Below are 18,338 nucleotides of genomic sequence, written 5' to 3'. Positions count from 1 at the left end.
TTTCAAAGCACTTTGGCTTCGTTCTTCAGCTTGTCGACCAGCTCGTTCACCGAGCCCACCTTGATGCCCGCCTGGCGCTCGGCCGGCGGCTCGACCTTGAGCAGCGTGACGCGGCTGCCGACCTCGATCCCGAGATCCGCCGGGCGCTTGACGTCCAGCGGCTTCTTCTTGGCCTTCATGATGTCGGGCAGCTTGGCGTAGCGCGGCTCGTTCAAGCGCAGGTCGGTGGTGACGATGGCCGGCAGGGTCAGCTCCACGGTCTGCAGGCCGCCGTCGATCTCGCGGGTCACCCGCGCCTTGTCGTCCTCGATGACCACCGCGGAGGCGAAGGTGCCCTGGGGCAGGCCGGTCAGCGCGGCGAGCATCTGGCCGGTCTGGTTGTTGTCGGTGTCGATGGCCTGCTTGCCGAGGATCACCAGGCCCGGCTGCTCGTCCTCGACCACCCTGGCCAGCGCCTTGGCGGCGCCCAGCGACTCGACGCGCTCGTCGGTCTCGACGTGGACGGCACGGTCGGCGCCCAATGCCAGGGCGGTGCGCAACTGCTCCTGGGCGGCCTTGGGCCCCACGGTCACGGCCACGATCTCGGTCGCCACCCCGCGTTCCTTGAGGCGCACCGCCTCTTCCACGGCGATCTCGCAGAAGGGGTTCATGGCCATCTTGACGTTGGTGAGATCGACGTCGGAGTGATCCGGCTTGACCCGGATCTTGACGTTGTAGTCGATGACGCGTTTGACCGCGACGAGGACCTTCATGCCTTTCCGCTCCCTTCTGTCACTTGATCACCCCCTTGCGACGCAGCTCCTCGCAGCGGGTCTCATCGATACCCAGCTCGGCCATGACCTCGTCGGTGTGCTGTGCATAGAGCGGTGCCGGTCGACGAATCTGCTGCGGGGTCTCGGAGAGCTTGCTGGCGAACCCGATGGTCTTCATCTTGCCGATGGTCGGGTGATCCATCTCCTGCACCATGCCACGCGCCTGATAATGCGGGTCGTCCATGGCCTGGGCGAAGTTGTTGATGGGGCCGGCCGGCACGCCCGCTTGGTCGCACTTGGCCAGCCAGGATTCGCGCACATCCTGCACGAAGATCTCCTCGAGCACGGCTTCCAGTTCTTCCACGTTCTGCCCACGCAGGTGATTGGTAATAAAGCGCGGGTCCTCCAGCAGATCGGGGCGATGGATCACCTCATGACAGAGGCGCTCCCAGGTGCGCTGGTTGGCACAGCCCAGCATGATGTAGCCATCCTGTACCTTGATGGCCTGGTAGGGAGCCGATACGCGATGGCGCCAGCCGGTCGGCTCGGGCACGGTGCCTTCCGCGAAATAGGCTGCCGCTTCCCAGGTGAACCAGGGCAGGCCACACTCGGCGATGGCCACGTCGACCAGCTGTCCCTCCCCGGTGTTCATCTTGTGGATGTAGGCCGCCAGGATCGAATAGACGGCGGTGATGCCCGCGCCGATATCGTAGACGGCAATGCCGGTCTTCAGCGGGCGCCGGCCGGGCTCACCGGTCATCGACATCAGCCCCGTCATGCCCTGAGCCACCAGGTCGAAGCCCCCCTTTTGGCTGTAAGGGCCGGTCTGCCCGTAGCCGGAGATGGAGCAGTAGATGATGCCAGGATTGAAAGCCTTGACGGTCTCGTAATCCACCTGCAGCTTCTTGGCCACGCCGGTGCGGTAGTTTTCAACGATCACGTCGGCTTCCTTGGCGAGCCGATAAAAGATCTCGCGCCCTTCCTCCTCCTTGAGGTTCAGTGAAATACTCTTCTTGTTGCGGTTGATCTGGGCGAAGCAGGTCGACTCGTCATTGACGTAGGGTCCCATCTGGCGGCTGTCGTCACCGCCCTTCTTCTCCACCTTGATGACATCCGCCCCCATGTCGCCGAGCACCATGGTGCAGTAAGGGCCGGCCATGATCTGGGAAATGTCGAGAACCTTCATCTTCGTTAAGGGAAGCATGCTAGCCACCTCGTTGTAATAGGCAAATGTTGCGATCGGCAAAAGCCACGAACAGTCATGGAAAAGCCACTACTCTCCGAGCCAGGCATGGGGTGTCTTGTTGATGAAAGCGCTGACGGCGCTCTTGAAATCGCGGCTGGTGTAGCAGAGCGCGATCAGGTCCTCTTCGCTGCCGGCGGCGGGTCGTCGCGCTGCCAGTACACGCCGGACCCCCTCCTTGGAGGCACGCAGCGTCAGGGGGGCGAAGCCACCCAGCCTTTCGGCCACCTGCCTGACCTCTGCCTCGATCGCCTCGGGCGCAATGACCTCGGTCACTAAACCGGCCAGCTTCGCCTCCTCGGCCTTGAACAGCTTGGCCAGCATCAGCACCTCCTTCGCCCTGGCAGCGCCGACCAGATCGATCAGGCGTGACAGGTTGGAAATGGAGACGCAGTTGCCGAGGGTCTTGGCAATGGGCACACCGAAACGCAATTCGGGCGTGCAGTAGCGGAAATCGCAGGCCATGGCGATGGCCGCACCACCGCCGACGCAGAACCCCTCGATCAGGGCGATGGTGGGTTTGCTCAGCGACTCCAGGGCGCCAATGACCTCATCGATGCGATGTTCGTAATCCAACGCCTGCTGTGCCGTCTCGAAGCTGGTGAACTGCTTGATATCGGTTCCGGCCACGAAGGCTTCGCCGCCACTGCCGCGCAGCACCACCACATCGATATCGGGATCCTCGTTCAAGGCGTGGCAGTAACGCTCGAGCGCGTCGTACATGCCCCAGGTCATGGCGTTGCGGACCTGAGGACGATTGAAGATCAGCCAGGCGATGCGCCCGTCCTTGATCAACTCCAGTTCGGCCGTCGATTTCGGCTCCATTTCCCCCTCCTGCTTCGTCAGCGGCTGGCAGGCGGCCGGAGGCCTACCTGCCGTCGTTACGCTCGGCGCGCGTCGCGGTGCACGATTCCCACGCGTCCCGGTCGAACCCCGCGCCATGCCGTCTGGCTCGCAGTGCGCGGATCGAAGTGTGGCAAGACCACACAATTGTAATTTTGAACTCATAATTCATTTTGTCAAATTAGACCTTTGTCTGCCTCGATTAGCCTGAGAGTTTTCTATCACTTTAAATTCATGTGGTTATGCCGAACAGGCGGTTCTTTTAGATAGGGAATTATGAATTCATTTTGTTGACGCCAGGCGCCGGGCTTCCTACCGTATTCCTTGCCCGTGGCGGTGACGCCACCGGCTGGCGGACAGCCAACGGCCGTCCGACCCACCACAAGAGGAGACAGGACATGACCACCTACGCGCTCGAGGATCTTTCGCCTCGCTACGATGCCAGCGTTTTCATCGCTCGAGAGGCCGCCGTAATCGGCGACGTCCGGCTGGGCAAGGACGTCAGCATCTGGCCGGGAGCCGTGCTGCGAGGCGACAACGAGCCGATCCACATCGGCGACAACAGCAACATTCAGGAAAATTGCGTGCTCCATACCGATCCTGACTTTCCCCTGAGCATCGGCAAGGACGTCACCGTCGGCCATCTGGTCATGCTGCATGGCTGCACCATCGGTGACGGCACCCTGGTGGGCATGCACTCGACCATCCTCAATGGCGCGCGGATCGGAGAGAATTGCCTGATCGGCGCCGGCTCGGTGATCACCTCCAACAAGGAGTTCCCCTCCAACTCATTGATCCTGGGTTCCCCTGCCAAGGTAGTGCGCACCTTGAGCCCCGAGGAGGTGGCCGGCCTGGGCGAGAGCAGCAAGAGCTATGTGGCGCGCAAGAAGCGTTATCTGGACCATCTGAAGCCGCTGAGCGAGTGATCCTGGGCGCGACCCCTCCACTCCACTTCCCGTCATAATCGGCCGAAGGGCGACACGGCAAGGCATTCGCCCTGCCATATCGCCCTCGTAAAGAACATGCTCAGATCTCGCGCCGTCCGTCCAGCAGCGCGCGGTCGAGGTCTTCGGGAAGGCAGTCGCGGGGGCTGATGGCTTGCATGGTGGCTCCTGTCATGGGGCAGAAAGAGCGAACGGCCCGGCGTTGCGCCTAGATCTCGAGACGGACGGCTCAGGGATCATGAGGAGGACGATGATCGTTCGGTCAGTGGCAGGATACGTCCTGCCCCCATCAGCTCATCGGGATCGAACACCGCCTTGATACCGGCCAGCAGTCGGCGCTCGGTGGCGGAGAGCCTGCCCAGGTAGGCGGCCTGCTTGCTGCGCCCGATGCCGTGCTCGGCACTGATGCTGCCGTCAAAACCGTCCACGACGGTCAAAATCGCGCTCTCCAACTGCTCGAACAGCGCCGGCAGCGCTTCCGCTGGTGTCTGGGTGGGCGGCAGCACGTTGATGTGCAGGTTGCCATCACCGATATGGCCATAGGCGATCACCAGGGACTCGGGGGAATACGTCGTCACGGCTGCGGAGGCCCGCTCCACGCACTCGGCAATCGCCGAGATCGGCACCGCGACGTCGGTACGCAGGTGCTCGCCGCGAAGCAGTTGCCCCTCCACCATGCTCTCGCGAATCAGCCACAGCTGATCAGCCTGGGTGACACTGGAAGCCAGCACGCCATCCAGTACCGTCTCGTCCTCCAGGCCCGCTTCCAGCAACCTCTCGAGCATGCCAGGCAGATCCACGGGTCCACTGGCCCCCAGCTCCATCAGGACATAGTAGGGATAGGCCGAGTCGAGTGGATCGGACAGCTGTGGCGCGGCTTCGAAAGCAATCTCCAGACACTGGCGCGGGATCAATTCGAAAGCGGACAGCAGATCGCTGCAGGCACGTCGGGCCTGGGCATAGAGTTGTACTGCTGCTTCAATGGAGGGAAGTGCCAACAGGGCCGTCTGCGACTGCTCGGGACGAGGAGACAGCTTGAGCACCGCTCCGGTGACAATACCCAGTGTGCCTTCGCTACCCAAGAACAACTGCTGAAGGTTGTAACCCCGGTTGTCCTTGTGCAGTGCCTGCATGCTATCCCAGATCTCGCCGTTGGGCAGCACCACCTCCATGCCAAGCACCAACTCACGCATCATTCCGTAGCGCAGCACATTGACGCCACCGGCATTGGTGGCGATGTTGCCACCGATCTGGCAACTCCCTTGTGCGCCAAGCGAGAGGGGAAAGAAGCAGTCATGCTCTTCCGCCACACGCTTGACCTCCTCCAGGATGCAGCCGCTGTCGACTGCCATGCTGAAGTTGGGCGGATCGATGTTGCGAATTCGCGTCATGCGCTCGAGGCTGATGACCACCTCAGGATGGCGGCTATCAGGCAAGGCACCCTTGACCAGACCGGTATGTCCTCCCTGGGGCACCATGTGCACCCTGTGCTCATGGCAGAAGCCAACGACCTGGGCAACTTCCTGGGTATTTTTCGGACGCACCACCGCCAAGGGAGCCCCCAGCTCATGCCTAGCCCAGTCACGACGATACCGCTCACAATCAACGGGCTCATCCAACACCCCATTAGCCCCCAGCATTGTCGTCAGACACTCAATAATCTCAGACTTGCTATCGTTCATATCACATCTCTCAAAAGGATGGGTCAAGCAGGCAGGGGCAGACACCTCGCTTCAAATCAACTTCCAGCACCACCCCCACCTAACTCCATTAACCCTAGGAATTATTTTGCCAACATCTTTCCTTTCCGAGACGCGAACAACAATTTCCTTACCAAAGGAAACACGATAAACAATGCAGTGATCCCCAACAGCGTGAGGGCAATCGGGCTATTGTAAAATATCGAGAAATCTCCACGCGAGATATCCAGTGCCTGACGGAGGCTGGTCTCAAGCCTGGGTGTCAGTACGAAAGCCAGCAGCAGGGGCGCCACTGGATACTTGGCGACATTCATGAAGTAGGCCACCACCCCGGCTCCCAGCATGAACCAGACATCAAACATGCTGTTATTGACACTGTAGGCCCCCACTACACAGACAACCGCGATGACAGGAATCATGAAGGCAGGGGGAACTCTCAGCAATTTCACCAGGAAGGGGATAATGGCCAAGGCAGCGAGTAGCGCCATGACATTACCCAAGTACATGGAAGAAATCAGACCCCAGACAAAATCAGGGCTGTTCTGAAAGAGCATAGGGCCCGGTTGTACTCCCCACATCATCAAGCCTCCCAACAGGACGGCGGCAGTGCCGGATCCCGGAATGCCCAGGGAGAGAAGAGGGGCAAAGGAGCCGGCAGCGGCGGCATTGTTGCCAGCTTCCGAAGCCGCCACCCCTTCGATTTTCCCTGTACCAAGCTCATCACCGTTGCGCCCTACCTTCCTCTCGAGCACATACGCAAGGAAGGAGCCTGTGGTGGCGCCGGCTCCGGGAAGAATCCCCACGAGGTTACCCAACACACCAGAACGGAGCGATGCCGGAATAATCCGGCGCACCTCACTTCTATCCAACAGGCTTTCCCGAAGACCGATTTTTTTCATCAGTCCTGCAGCATCTATCCTGTTGACCATCATTTCCAGGACCTGGCTAAACCCGAACATTCCGATGACCAGGGGAATGAAGGAAATCCCATTCAACAGATACATCGAATCGAAGGTGAAGCGTGGTTGGCCAAAGGCCAGGCCAATGCCAACCATCGACAGCATGATACCGACAAACGTCGAGATCAGACCCTTCTTCGGGCTGTCACCAAGCAGCCAGCCAATGGAACAGAGGGCGAGGACTATGAGCGCCGCAACTTCAGCAGGTCCGAACATTAGTCCGATCTTGGCCAGAGCTGCCCCCATGAAGGTGAGCATTACGATACCAATGGTACCGCCGATGAATGATGAGATATTGGCGGTAAACAGCGCTTTTCCGGCCTGACCTTTCTTTGAAAGCGGGTAGCCATCGAGGGCCGTGACGACGGCCGGTGCATCACCGGGGATATTGAGCATGATGGCACTGTAGGACCCTCCATACATGCAACCGTAATACAGCGCACCGAGCATGATGATTCCGGTGATCGGGTCCATCTGAAATGTCAGCGGCAACAACAAGGCAACACCGGTCACGGATCCAAGACCTGGAATCGCACCGATCATGATACCCAAGCTTGCCCCGACCAGCGCAGCAAACACATTAGAAACTGTCAGAGAGGTGGCAAAACCCAACAGCAGAGACTGCAGGATATCCATAGAAGACTTCCCCCTTATTGCATCATCTCAAGGAAAAAGCCTTGAGGAAATGGGACCTTCAGCCAAAGGGCAAACACGAGGTAAATCGCCACTCCAGCACCGACTCCGGTCAGGACGGCCTTGTACCAAGCTTTTCGCTCTATGACGAGAATCCATAGTACGATGAACAGTGCCATGGCCAACACCATGCCGACCAAGGGAATACTGGCCACTGTTATTGCCATGGCGGCAGCTGGCCAAAGACTTCTGGTTCCCACAGCCCTGGCTCTTACGGGAGAAAACAATAACTCATAGGTGCCAAGCACGGCTGCACCGACCCCTGCTAAAACCGGGAAAAAACCACCTCCAGGACCATTATTGACCCAAAACCCGTATTTGAAATATCCGAGCACTGCCCATGAGGCTCCCATCAGCACAATGCCGATGGTGACTAAAGCTGGCAGCCAGGATAGGCTCTCTTTCTCAGGAGACTTTTCAACATTCATCTTCACCTCTCCCTTCATCATGAAAGCCTCGTTCACCCACACATCCACATGCTGAAATAATCATTTGGAACGAACACAAAGAAAACAGGGCGGCGAATGGCATATAAAGATCACCACAACGCCGCCCAAATCCTCACTCTATGATACCGACCTCCTCGAATTTCTCGGTATACCTGGCCTTCTCTTTACTGTAGAACTCAGCACTTTCTTCGGCGCCCATGAAAGTGCCGAGCAGGTTATTCTTTTCGATATAGTCGTTCTGCCACTGCTCGCTTTCCGAGGCCTTCTCCAATGCGTCTTCCCAGTAGGCTACGGCCTCCTCGGGCATCTCGGGAGGACCGGCATAACCGCGGAAGATCATGAGTTGAATATCGGGATAACCAAGTTCGGCGAAGGTCGGCACCTCGTCATAGGGGGCCTCCAAGCGCTCTTCTGCAAGGGCGGCAAGACTGCGAACCTGAGTGGGATCCATGCGAGAACCCAGCTTGTATACGGCCGCATCGATATGGCCACCCAGCAAGGCCGAGGTCACCTCACCAGTGCCACCGAAGGGAACATACTGAAAATCGGCATCCAGACTGGAGTTGAGCATGGCGAAGGCGAGATGGTCCTCCCCTCCTCGCCCAGCACCGCCAATGGTGACGCTGCCCGGATCCTGTTGCGCTTGCTCGATCAGCTCATCTACGTCCTCGATATCACTGTCTGCAGCGACACCCAAGAGTAGCGTATCAAGCGCCAGCGTACCGAGAGGGGTCAGGTCTTCCAGCTGAACATCGGCATCGTTCGTCACCATGCTCATCATTTGACCACCATTGAAGGTCATGATGGTATGGCCGTCCCCTCTCTTGTTGTAGGTATAGCTATTGCCAACGGCTCCCGAGCCACCCGGCCGGTTGTTGACCAGTATCGTCTGGTCGACAAGGTCATTCTGGCGGATCACTTCCACCAGCATGCGCGCGTTGATATCGCTGCCTCCGCCGGCACTATACGGCACAATGAATTCGACGTTGCGCTCCGGCTCCCAAGCGCTTGCGCTGCCACTGAACACTGCCAAGCAAAGCGCACCTGACAATGCAGTCTTGCCTACCCATTTCGTCTTGGTCATTCGTTCACTCCGGTTTGTAATTGTTGCACGGCATGCACAAACCCATGGCTGCGACGGGCATGCTCAGCACGGCCGCCGTAACAGCCTCTGGCAGCTCACTCCTGCCAAACTGCCAAGCCGGAAAGCCTGTGGCGCATCCTTCACAGCCATGACCCTGGTAATTTTGAACACATAATTCATTTTATCAACGTAAACTTTAGTCTACTGCTCACTATTATGGCCTGCCCCCTCCCGCTCGAGAGGGAGCGGGATATCGGTGCCAGTCACAGCATGCCTCTCTCACAAAGACCTCAATCAGGCTTTAGCGGACGCTTTATTAACGCAACTGGATTGAATGCCATTGTTGCGGGCTTGGAGAAACTGGCGGTAGCGAATTGCCCCTCCCTCTCGATCCGCATGACGCCCATGCCCAAGAAGCATCGACGAAAGTATAATATATTGTAATGAATACATAATTCATATTGAGCCACCATGTTAACCATCCTGCCCGGCCATGTCAGCCACTGCAGGGAACGGGTTGACAGAGAAAGGCGCCAAGGACGACCTCGATCGCGGCCAACATTGTGCCTGCGGCTCGATCGACAGATGGCGACTCATTCAATAGAACCCACTACCTAGGAAGTTCAATGAACCTGAATGATCCCACCCTTTTCAGGCAACACTGCTATATCGATGGACGCTGGATCGATGCCGAGGGGCAGGCCGCCATCGAGGTCACCAACCCCGCCGACAATGCGCTGCTGGGGACCGTGCCCCGACTGACACAAGGCCAAGTGCGGTCGGCGATCGAGGCCGCCGACCGCGCCTTTCTCGCCTGGAAGGCCAGGACCGCCAAACAGCGTGCCGCAATCCTGAGGCGTTGGTTCGACCTGTGCATGGAGCACCAGGAAGATCTGGCACGTATCCTGACCCTGGAACAGGGGAAGCCGCTGCAGGAAGCCAAGGCCGAAATCGCTTACGGCGCCTCCTTCATCGAATGGTTCGGAGAGGAAGCCAAGCGTGTCTACGGGGACGTCATTCCGGCTCAAGCAGCGGATCGCCGCATCGTCGTCACCAAGGAGCCGGTCGGCGTGGTGGCCGCCATCACGCCATGGAACTTTCCCAATGCCATGATCACTCGCAAGGCGGCCGCCGCCATGGCGGCAGGGTGCACGGTTGTCGTCAAGCCGGCCTCCAGCACCCCCTACTCGGCCTTGGCGCTGGCAGAACTCGCCGAGCGGGCCGGCGTTCCCCAGGGGGTACTGAACGTGGTGACCGGTAGCGCTAGGGTCGTGGGTGACGAGCTGACCTCGAATCCGCTGGTGCGCAAGCTCTCCTTCACCGGGTCCACGGCAGTGGGCAAGGTGCTGCTCACCGCCTGTGCCCAGACCGTCAAGAAGGTCTCGATGGAGTTGGGGGGTAATGCGCCCTTTATCATCTTCGAGGATGCCGACCTGGATCAGGCGGTGGCGGGCGTGATGGCCTCGAAGTTCCGCAACACGGGCCAGACCTGTGTATGCGCCAACCGGATTTTCGTCCATGAGAAAATCTACGATGCCTTCGCCGAGCGGCTGGCAACGGTGATCGATGCTCAGCGGATCGGCAACGGCCTCGAGGAAGACGTGGCCCTGGGCCCCCTCATCGACCAGGCGGCAGTCGAGAAGGTCGAGCAGCATATCGAGGATGCCAAGCGCAAAGGGGCGCGTGTCTACCGGGGAGGGAAGCGCCACGCGCTGAAGGGGAATTTCTTCGAACCCACGATCCTGACGGATGTGTCGCCCGACTCCTTGCTCATGAACGATGAGACGTTCGGTCCCGTGGCCCCCCTGCTGCGCTTCACTGAAGAGGATGACGTCATTCGTCAGGCCAATGACACCCCGTTTGGCTTGGCCAGCTACTTCTATACCCGGGACGTGGGTCGCGTCTGGCGAGTCGCCGAAGCGCTGGAATGCGGCATCGTGGGCATCAACGAGGGCATCATTTCCAGCGAGCTGGCACCCTTCGGCGGGGTCAAGGAATCCGGCATCGGCCGCGAGGGCTCCAAGTACGGCATCGATGACTATATCGAGATCAAGTATCTCTGCATGGGTGGCCTTTGAGGCATTACCAACGCACAGCACAGGACCAGGATATGAACAGCAAGCCGTTATCGGAACAGCGGGTTGGCATGATCGGCATCGGTTTGATGGGGCACGGCATCGCCAGCAGCATCCAGCGCGCCGGGTGGCCCCTGAATTTCCTCGACCACCCCGGCAACCAACCTGTCGATGAGTTGGAGGCCCAGGGGGCGGTGCCATTCACGAAGGGGGCGGATCTAGCCCGCCACTCCGACATCATCATCATTTGCGTCACGGGCACGCCCCAGGTGGAAGCCGTCCTCTTCAGTGAAGGCGGCGTCTTGCAAGGGATCCAGCCGGGAACCGTGGTCATCGATTGCTCGACTGCGATTCCGAGCTCGACGGTCAAGATCGCCGAGGCGGTCGAAGCGGCGGGGGGGCGTTTCCTGGATGCCCCGATGACCCGCACCCCCAAGGAGGCCGCCGAAGGGCGGCTCAATCTGATCGTGGGCGGGGAGCGCGAGCTCTACGAGGCCCAGTTCCCTCTGCTCGAGAGTTTCGCCGAGAATATCACCCACGCCGGCCCCGTGGGCGCCGGCCATAAACTGAAGCTGCTGCACAACTTTGTCTCGATTGGCTTTTCCACGGTGCTGGCCGAAGCCGCGGCCTGCGCCGAACAAGGTGGTATCGAGGCCGACGTGCTGGTCGACGTGCTGGCCCACGGGGGTGGCGCGGGGACCGTCCTTGAGCGGTTGAGACCGTACATTCTCTCGCGGGACGACAGCGGCTTTCGCTTCAGCATCGCCAACGCGCACAAGGACTTGGGCTACTACATGGCCATGGCCAAGGACACCGGGGCGTCGCGAGGCGCCGCCACGGGCATCTACCAGGTATTGGACGAGGCCGACTCCTCCGGGCATGCCCAGTCGACGGTGCCGGAGCTGGTCAGCATCCTGACCGGCCAGACACGGTCGTGACCCCAGGCGAGGCGATGCAGCGGAAACCGGCCACGCTCACAGCATCGCCGCCAGTTGGACTTGCTGCCTCAACTCGTCGACCAACTCGGCCACCGCCGGCGAGAAGGGTTCATGCTTGCGCGTGATGATCCCGTAGTAATCCAGGGGCTTGCCGACGCTGATCGGTAGCGTGACGTACTGGCCGCTGGCCAGCGGCCGGCGCAATACCGAGCGCGGCAGGATGGCCAGCATGTCGGAGGCGAGCAGCAGTTGCAGGATGGACTGCGTCGAGGTGGTCTCGACGGTATTGGCGGGCGACGGGATGCCGGCATCGGCCAAGGCCTCCTCGAAGACCCCACGCATGGGGCTGGTCAGTGGATGCAGAATCCATGGCCAGTCGCTCAGCCCATCGAGTGCCACGTCATCGACCGTCGCCAGCGGGTGATCGCGACGCGCAACGACTCGCAGCGGCTCCTCGAGAAGCGGCTCGAAGTCGAACAGATTGTGCTGGCTGACGTGCGTCAAGCGGCCGATCACCAGGTCCAGGCGCTTGTACTCGAGCGCCAGGAGCAGGCGATCGCTGCTCTGCTCGTCGATACTCACCGAAAGCCGGGGGCGCCGCTGCTTGAGCGCCGCGATAGCGGCGGGAAGAATCTCGGGGGCCGCGGCGGGAATCGCCCCGATCACCAGATGGCCGTACCCCCCTTCGCGCAGCACCTGAACGTCATCGACCAACCGCTGGGCCTCGTTCAACAGGCGCTCCGCATGCCTCACCACAGCCTTTCCGAGGTCGGTCGTGACCATGGCGCGGGGCTGACGTTCGAAGATCGAGAAGCCGAAATAGGACTCCAGATCGCGCAGCATCTTGCTCGCCGCCGGCTGACTGAGGTTCATCTGCCTGGCGGCCGCGTGCATGTTGCGACTCTGCTCGAGATTCACCAGCAGTTGCAGGTGCTTGAAACGCAACCAGCTGTTAAGGCTGACGGATGTCAGCTTGTCCATGGAGTTCTCCCCTGCCACCACATTCATCCGAGGTGATCTCATATCGATGCGATACATGATAACCACAGGTGATCAATTGCCGACAATTTTCGATTGGAAGGTTATTGGCTGGCGAGACTAGGCTGGAGCCAGTCATACCAACACCTCAAGGAGCCATTGCCGATGACCGTCATTACCCACCTAAACGTTCAGGACATACGATTCCCCACCTCCAGGTCCCTGGATGGCTCCGATGCGATGAATGCCGCGCCGGACTATTCGGCCACCTATGTCACCCTGCACACTGACGCCGGTGATGGGCTCGTGGGGCACGGACTCACCTTCACGATCGGGCGTGGCAACGAAATCTGCGTCAAGGCGGTGGAGTCACTCGCTTACCTGGTCGAGGGCCGCAGCCTCGAGGAGATCACCTCCGACATGGGGACCTTCTGGCGACACCTGACCACCAGCGACAGTCAACTTCGCTGGACCGGCCCCGAGAAGGGCGCCATTCATCTAGCCACCGCCGCCATCGTCAATGCCATCTGGGACCTTTGGGCGAAGTCGGAGCAGAAGCCGGTATGGAAGCTGCTCGTCGACATGTCGCCCGAGCAACTGGTCAGCTGTCTCGATTTCCGCTTCGTCAGTGATGCGCTGACCCCGCAGGAAGCCCTGGCCATTCTCCGCCGCAATGCTGCAGGCAAGGCCAGCCGCGAACAGGAAATGCGCGAAGATGGCTACCCTGCCTACACCACCTCGGCCGGCTGGCTCGGTTACCCCGATGACAAGGTGCGACGTCTGGCCCGCGAAGCCCTGGCGGAGGGCTGGACCCACTTCAAGCAGAAAGTGGGCGGCGATCTCGCCGAGGACTGCCGGCGCGCCCAGATTCTCAGGGAGGAGATTGGCTGGGAGCATCCGCTGATGATGGACGCCAACCAGATGTGGGATGTCGACGAAGCGGTCGCCAACATGCGCCGGCTGGCGGAATTCGACCCCATGTGGATCGAGGAGCCGACCAGCCCCGACGACATCCTGGGGCATGCCGCGATCCGCCAGCGCCTCGAGCCGATCGGCGTGGCCACCGGCGAGCATTGTCACAACCGGGTGATGTTCAAGCAGCTGCTGCAGGCCGGCGCCATCGACTATTGCCAGGTCGACGCGGCTCGCCTGGGCGGGCTCAACGAGGTCATCGTGGTGCTGCTGATGGCCGCCAAGTTCGGCGTACCGGTCTGCCCCCATGCAGGCGGCGTCGGTCTCTGCGAGTACGTCCAGCATATCTCGATGTTCGACTACATCGCCGTCTCGGGATCGCTCGAGGGGCGTATCCTCGAATACGTCGACCACCTGCACGAGCATTTCGAAAACCCCGTGGTGATACGCAATGGCCGCTACCAGGTGCCGACGGCGCCCGGCTACAGCATCACCATGCACCCGGAGTCGCTGTCCCGCCATGTCTATCCGGACGGCCAGGCCTGGCAGGAAACGTGAACTCAACCACCGAGGAGATTCGTCATATGTCCCAAACACAGCCCTGTATCGCCCTGACCCTCGGCGACCCGGCCGGCATCGGCCCGGAACTGGTCGCCAGGCTGTTGGCCCAGAGCGACGCGGTGGATCAGGCCGGCATCGTGGTCGTGGGTGATCGCTGGCTGTGGGAAGAGGGCCAGCGAGTGGCCGGTGTACACCATGCACTACCGGAAATCTCTAACCTGGCCGAGGCACGCGACCAGGCAGGACCGGTGCTGCTGCCGACATCGACCATCAAGCCCGAGGATGTCGAATACGCCCGTGTCAGTGGTGTCTGTGGTGCCTCGGTACTCGAGGTACTGGCACTATGCATGGATGGCGCCAGTGACGGACATGTCGATGCGATCTGCTTCGCCCCGCTCAACAAGCTCTCCATGAAGCAGGGCGGCCTGAAGCACGAGGACGAGCTCCACTTCTTCGTCGACCACCTGAAGGTCGAGACCCCCGTGTGCGAATTCAACACCCTGGGCAACCTCTGGACCTCGCGCATCTCCTCGCATATCCCGCTTGCCGAGGCGGCTTCCCATGTAACGACTGAACGCATTCTCAGCGCCACCCGGTTGATTCATGAAGCGTTGATTGCCGCCGGCATCGCGCAGCCCCGTATCGGGGTGGCGGCGCTGAACCCTCACGCCGGGGAGGGCGGGACCTGTGGCCGCGAGGAAATCGACATCATTGCACCGGCGATCGATGCATGCCGCGACGCCGGCTACGCAGCCCAGGGCCCCTTCCCCGCCGACACCATCTTTCGGCGCGCCCGGGACGGCGAATTCGATGGCATCGTGACCATGTATCACGACCAGGGGCAGATCGCCTTGAAACTGATGGGGTTCGAACGCGGCGTCACCGTGCAGGGTGGGCTACCGATCCCCATCACCACGCCAGCCCATGGCACCGCCTTCGATATCGCGGGACAGGGAAAGGCCAACGTCGATGCCATGCGCCACGCTTTCGATATCGCTTGTCGCATGGGGCGGCATCATGCTGGCCGCTAGGCCATCGGTATCCGACGAAAGTGCAACATACATAAATGAATTATGAGTTCATAATAATGATCTAGGATTGTGAGATAAGTCGCCAACCTCAACGAATTCCCGCAAGGAGGCACCACCCCAGGCGACCGGGTGATCGGCAAGAGAAGCCACGACAACATCGCACCACAACCTACGGAGAACAATGACAATGAGAAAGCACGCCGCAACACTATTCATGACACTATCCGCCACTGCGTTAATGAGCCCCTTGGCTCTGGCGCAAAATCTGGAAGCCACACTGGCTCACCCACACCAGAACTATGGCGTCGAGGCTGCGGAAGCCTTCAAGAACCATGTTGAAGCCGCGACAGGTGGCGAACTGACCATCAACCTGGTGCGCCACGGGGCCCTGGGGGGAGATCGCGAGATCACCGACCAATTGCGCCTGGGCGAGCTGGAGTTCAACCTTCCCGGCGCGGGCGGCATTGCCAGTATCTTTCCTCATGCTCAGGTTCACAGCTGGCCGTTCCTGTTCACCGAGCGCAGCGTCTTCTGGGAATTGCCCCAGGACCCCGAGTATTTCCAGCTGACGCGTGACGAACTCCTGGAGGAAAGTGGCGACACGGTCCGCTTGTTGGCGCTAATGGAAAACTCGGTCCGCCACCTGTACACCACGCGAGGGCCAATCCGCACACCGGACGACCTGGATGAGGAAGCCATCAAGATGCGCACCCAGGCGGTGCCGCTCCACCAGGAGCTGTTCGAGGCACTCGGCGCAGCGCAGATCGTGACGGTCTCGGCACCCGAGCGGTATTCAGCCCTGCAGAGCGGGCTGATCGACGGCATGGAAGGGGGCCTGTCTTCGGCATGGGACGCAGGGCTGATGGAAGTCGCCGACTACGTTTCCCTCACAGGCCATATGTACGAATACCTGTGGCTGGTATCCAACAACGCCTTCTATGAAGGCCTCTCGGACGAACACCGCCAGGCGGTGGACGAGGCTGCCATCATCGCGGCCACCACCAGCAACGCGATCAGCTATCAGGACGATAACGCGGCACTTGCCAAGATGGCCGAGGCCGGCAAGGAAATCTATGTGCCCACCGCCGACGAGCTAAGCCAGTGGCAGGACATTGCCATCCCAGCGGCTCGCGAATTCATCGAAGAGGAGGTCCCCGAGTCCTATATCGAGGCGACCATGGCAGCCCTCGAACGCACCCGGGAGCGCGTTGCCGGTAACAAGAGCTCCACTTCCAACTAAATCGTTTCCCCATGGCCGATACTCCCCTTCCCTTCGGGAAGGGGAGCGGCTTCATGATCGTGGTAGGGAGTTCACGTGATACCACTACTCTTGCTCTTGGCCCTGGTCGGTCTCATCGTCATCGGTGCGCCGGTGTTCATGGCGATGGCCGGGGCCTCATTGATTCATTACTGGGAAACGGGCCGTGATGCGACGATGAGCATTCTCACCTTGAGGATGTTCGATGGCATGACGTCCTTCACCTTCCTGGCGATTCCTCTCTTCTTGCTGGCCGGTGAAATCATGTCCCGCGGGGGGCTCACCGACCGCCTGATGGACCTTGCCCGTGCCTTGGTCGGACACTTCAAGGCAGGGCTTGCCCAGGTCAACATCGCATCGAGCCTCTTCTTTTCGAGTATCTCCGGCTCCGCCTATGCCGATGTCGCCGCCATGGGACCGGTGATGATTCCGGCGATGCAGAAAGAGGGCTATCCAAGAGGTTTCGCGGGTGCCTTGACCGCGGCCTCGGCAACCCTATCCCCGCTGTTTCCCCCGAGTATCGTGCTGATCATCTACGGCTCGGCATTCGGCGTGTCCATCGGCGCCCTGTTTGCCGCAGGCCTGACCATTGCCCTGACTCTGACCCTGCTGTTCTGCCTGGTCACCTACGCCATGGTCTGGCGCTATGGCATCCCCTCCCACGACTGGCTAGGCATGCGCCAGTTGGGCCGAGCCTTCCTCAAGGCCGCCATTCCGCTGGGGATGCCCATCATCGTGGTCGGCGGCATCCTCGGCGGCTTCTTCACCGCCACCGAGGCGGCTTCAGTCGCGGTGGCCTACGGGCTGGTCGTCACGGTGGTGGTCTATCGCACCATTCGCGTTCGCGACTTGATCCCCATCCTGCGCCAAACCGCTATCACCAGTGCCGCCATCACGATCCTGGTGGGCGTCGCGGCGATGTTTTCCTATGTCGTGGTACGCCGCAACATTCCCACACAGGTGGTGGACTTCCTGTTGCAGATCACACAATCACCGATAGGTATCGTGGCGCTAATCATTCTGGTCCTGCTGATCGCCGGCATGTTCATCGATCGCAACTCGAATCTGCTGCTGCTTGGGCCGATCATCATCCCGATCTTCACCACGGAACTGGGATACAGCGATGTTCAGACAGCCATGATCCTCATCTCGGCCCTGGGGGTCGGTCACCTCACCCCACCCTTTGGTGGCACCCTGTTGACGGCCTCGCTGGTGGGCAAGATGTCAGTAGCTGAAATCAGTCGTTATGCCTGGCCCTTCATCCTGATCAAGGTCCTGTTGACCGCGTTCATCGTGACGATTCCAGCCCTCAGCGAGGCACTCCCTCGCGCACTTGGCTTCGGAGGTATCTGATATGAGCCACCAGACCGTCAGATACTCGTTCAAGCGCTTCGTGCTTGCTGTCGACCGGTTCGCCGGCTGGATCGACAAGGCGCTGCAAGCCATCCTGGTCGTAGTGATGTCAAGCATTTTCCTGCTGATGTTCGCCCAGGTGCTGTTGCGCTACGTCATCCACACTCCCTTTGCCTGGATCGAAGAAGTGGCCGCGTATCAACTGCCGATCCTGGCGCTCTGGGGAGCAGCCGTGTGCATCCGGCATGGCTCGCATCTCAAGGTCGAAATCCTGCTTGATGCGATGCCGCGGGTGCTAAGAAGCCTGTTCGTTATCGCCATCAATCTGCTGATCTTGTATTTCGCCCTCAAGGTCTACCAATCCGGCCATGCGTTAGTCGATCTCGGCCGTAACCAGCTGGTCACCAGTCAAACCTTTTCGCTTTATTGGCCACGCATGTCAATCGTCATCGGTGGCGCCTTGATCATGTTTCAGTCCGGCGTGATGGTGTTGCGAGAAGTGGCCGGTTTGTTCGGGGTTAGGCTCACGCCAGCGTCGGATGATGCCAAGACGATGTAACCTCTG

Annotated in this window: 16 protein-coding genes; 8 read left to right on the top strand and 8 right to left on the bottom strand. The window is 60.3% G+C overall.

Translation table 11 applies throughout. The features are described from left to right. Positions 1-2 precede the first annotated feature (2 nt). The 3 genes from QWY80_RS09120 to QWY80_RS09110 form a co-directional block, all read right to left on the bottom strand. The gene (locus QWY80_RS09120; protein WP_290230562.1) at positions 3-752 is read right to left on the bottom strand and encodes an electron transfer flavoprotein subunit beta/FixA family protein; all 750 of its coding nucleotides are present in this window, start codon (positions 750-752) and stop codon (positions 3-5) included. A 19-nt stretch (positions 753-771) separates the two neighbouring features. After that, positions 772-1,956 carry a CaiB/BaiF CoA transferase family protein gene (locus QWY80_RS09115; RefSeq protein WP_290230560.1) on the bottom strand — a complete coding sequence of 395 codons (1,185 nt, stop codon included), beginning with the start codon at positions 1,954-1,956 and terminating at the stop codon, positions 772-774. Between the two features lie 69 nt (positions 1,957-2,025). Next, positions 2,026-2,820 (bottom strand): enoyl-CoA hydratase/isomerase family protein, encoded by a 795-nt coding sequence (locus QWY80_RS09110; protein WP_290230558.1) that lies wholly within the window; start codon positions 2,818-2,820, stop codon positions 2,026-2,028. Positions 2,821-3,236: 416 nt separating this feature from the next. Here QWY80_RS09110 and QWY80_RS09105 point away from each other — a divergent pair, with 416 nt between their 5' ends. Beyond that, positions 3,237-3,764, top strand: a complete 528-nt coding sequence (locus QWY80_RS09105; protein WP_290230555.1) for a gamma carbonic anhydrase family protein — start codon at positions 3,237-3,239, stop codon at positions 3,762-3,764. Positions 3,765-4,018: 254 nt separating this feature from the next. On the opposite strand, the gene QWY80_RS09100 is transcribed toward QWY80_RS09105, so the two are convergent. From QWY80_RS09100 to QWY80_RS09085, 4 genes are all read right to left on the bottom strand, one after another. Next, positions 4,019-5,464, bottom strand: coding sequence for an FAD-binding oxidoreductase (locus QWY80_RS09100; protein WP_290230553.1), 1,446 nt, complete (start codon positions 5,462-5,464; stop codon positions 4,019-4,021). Positions 5,465-5,565: 101 nt separating this feature from the next. Continuing rightward, complete coding sequence (locus QWY80_RS09095; protein ID WP_290230550.1) at positions 5,566-7,077, bottom strand: tripartite tricarboxylate transporter permease; 1,512 nt, start codon at positions 7,075-7,077, stop codon at positions 5,566-5,568. A gap of 14 nt (positions 7,078-7,091) precedes the next feature. Continuing rightward, positions 7,092-7,583 carry a tripartite tricarboxylate transporter TctB family protein gene (locus QWY80_RS09090; protein WP_290230546.1) on the bottom strand — a complete coding sequence of 164 codons (492 nt, stop codon included), beginning with the start codon at positions 7,581-7,583 and terminating at the stop codon, positions 7,092-7,094. A gap of 112 nt (positions 7,584-7,695) precedes the next feature. Beyond that, positions 7,696-8,667, bottom strand: coding sequence for a Bug family tripartite tricarboxylate transporter substrate binding protein (locus QWY80_RS09085; protein ID WP_290230542.1), 972 nt, complete (start codon positions 8,665-8,667; stop codon positions 7,696-7,698). A gap of 626 nt (positions 8,668-9,293) precedes the next feature. On the opposite strand from QWY80_RS09085, the gene QWY80_RS09080 reads away from it, so the two are divergent. Together QWY80_RS09080 and QWY80_RS09075 are read left to right on the top strand one after the other, a co-directional pair. Then, the gene (locus tag QWY80_RS09080; protein WP_290230540.1) at positions 9,294-10,745 is read left to right on the top strand and encodes an NAD-dependent succinate-semialdehyde dehydrogenase; all 1,452 of its coding nucleotides are present in this window, start codon (positions 9,294-9,296) and stop codon (positions 10,743-10,745) included. Beyond that, entirely contained in the window at positions 10,742-11,680 is a 939-nt protein-coding gene (locus QWY80_RS09075) for an NAD(P)-dependent oxidoreductase (RefSeq protein ID WP_290230538.1), read from the top strand. Before QWY80_RS09080 ends, QWY80_RS09075 begins: the two co-directional genes overlap by 4 nt. A 36-nt stretch (positions 11,681-11,716) precedes the next feature. Here QWY80_RS09075 and QWY80_RS09070 read toward each other — a convergent pair whose 3' ends face one another. After that, positions 11,717-12,661 (bottom strand): LysR family transcriptional regulator, encoded by a 945-nt coding sequence (locus tag QWY80_RS09070; RefSeq protein WP_290230536.1) that lies wholly within the window; start codon positions 12,659-12,661, stop codon positions 11,717-11,719. 162 nt (positions 12,662-12,823) lie between these two features. Between QWY80_RS09070 and QWY80_RS09065 the strand changes: the two genes are divergently transcribed. The 5 genes from QWY80_RS09065 (at position 12,824) to QWY80_RS09045 (ending at position 18,332) form a co-directional block, all read left to right on the top strand. Continuing rightward, complete coding sequence (locus tag QWY80_RS09065; RefSeq protein ID WP_290230534.1) at positions 12,824-14,128, top strand: L-fuconate dehydratase; 1,305 nt, start codon at positions 12,824-12,826, stop codon at positions 14,126-14,128. A gap of 26 nt (positions 14,129-14,154) precedes the next feature. Further along, positions 14,155-15,162: a 4-hydroxythreonine-4-phosphate dehydrogenase PdxA gene (locus QWY80_RS09060; protein WP_290230532.1), complete on the top strand. Its 1,008-nt coding sequence runs from the start codon at positions 14,155-14,157 to the stop codon at positions 15,160-15,162. 187 nt (positions 15,163-15,349) lie between these two features. Continuing rightward, positions 15,350-16,402, top strand: a complete 1,053-nt coding sequence (locus QWY80_RS09055) for a TRAP transporter substrate-binding protein (RefSeq protein ID WP_290230529.1) — start codon at positions 15,350-15,352, stop codon at positions 16,400-16,402. Between the two features lie 75 nt (positions 16,403-16,477). Next, positions 16,478-17,773 carry a TRAP transporter large permease gene (locus QWY80_RS09050; RefSeq protein WP_290230527.1) on the top strand — a complete coding sequence of 432 codons (1,296 nt, stop codon included), beginning with the start codon at positions 16,478-16,480 and terminating at the stop codon, positions 17,771-17,773. Between the two features lies 1 nt (position 17,774). Beyond that, positions 17,775-18,332, top strand: a complete 558-nt coding sequence (locus QWY80_RS09045) for a TRAP transporter small permease (RefSeq protein WP_290230525.1) — start codon at positions 17,775-17,777, stop codon at positions 18,330-18,332. Positions 18,333-18,338: the final 6 nt, after the last annotated feature.

Source organism: Halomonas ramblicola (genome assembly GCF_030409215.1).
Lineage (GTDB): Bacteria > Pseudomonadota > Gammaproteobacteria > Pseudomonadales > Halomonadaceae > Halomonas > Halomonas ramblicola.
The sequence above is the reverse complement of the archived record's forward strand: the minus strand, read 5'-3'. Positions and strand labels throughout refer to the sequence as shown.

Bases quoted from the DNA above. Each gene is read 5' to 3' on its own strand.
- QWY80_RS09100 (WP_290230553.1), bottom strand. From the start codon at position 5,464: ATGAACGATAGCAAGTCTGAGATTATTGAGTGTCTGACGACAATGCTG.
- QWY80_RS09070 (WP_290230536.1), bottom strand. From the start codon at position 12,661: ATGGACAAGCTGACATCCGTCAGCCTTAACAGCTGGTTGCGTTTCAAG.
- QWY80_RS09065 (WP_290230534.1), top strand. From the start codon at position 12,824: ATGACCGTCATTACCCACCTAAACGTTCAGGACATACGATTCCCCACC.
- QWY80_RS09105 (WP_290230555.1), top strand. From the start codon at position 3,237: ATGACCACCTACGCGCTCGAGGATCTTTCGCCTCGCTACGATGCCAGC.
- QWY80_RS09045 (WP_290230525.1), top strand. From the start codon at position 17,775: ATGAGCCACCAGACCGTCAGATACTCGTTCAAGCGCTTCGTGCTTGCT.
- QWY80_RS09110 (WP_290230558.1), bottom strand. From the start codon at position 2,820: ATGGAGCCGAAATCGACGGCCGAACTGGAGTTGATCAAGGACGGGCGC.
- QWY80_RS09120 (WP_290230562.1), bottom strand. From the start codon at position 752: ATGAAGGTCCTCGTCGCGGTCAAACGCGTCATCGACTACAACGTCAAG.
- QWY80_RS09085 (WP_290230542.1), bottom strand. From the start codon at position 8,667: ATGACCAAGACGAAATGGGTAGGCAAGACTGCATTGTCAGGTGCGCTT.
- QWY80_RS09060 (WP_290230532.1), top strand. From the start codon at position 14,155: ATGTCCCAAACACAGCCCTGTATCGCCCTGACCCTCGGCGACCCGGCC.
- QWY80_RS09095 (WP_290230550.1), bottom strand. From the start codon at position 7,077: ATGGATATCCTGCAGTCTCTGCTGTTGGGTTTTGCCACCTCTCTGACA.
- QWY80_RS09115 (WP_290230560.1), bottom strand. From the start codon at position 1,956: ATGCTTCCCTTAACGAAGATGAAGGTTCTCGACATTTCCCAGATCATG.
- QWY80_RS09055 (WP_290230529.1), top strand. From the start codon at position 15,350: ATGAGAAAGCACGCCGCAACACTATTCATGACACTATCCGCCACTGCG.
- QWY80_RS09080 (WP_290230540.1), top strand. From the start codon at position 9,294: ATGAACCTGAATGATCCCACCCTTTTCAGGCAACACTGCTATATCGAT.
- QWY80_RS09090 (WP_290230546.1), bottom strand. From the start codon at position 7,583: ATGATGAAGGGAGAGGTGAAGATGAATGTTGAAAAGTCTCCTGAGAAA.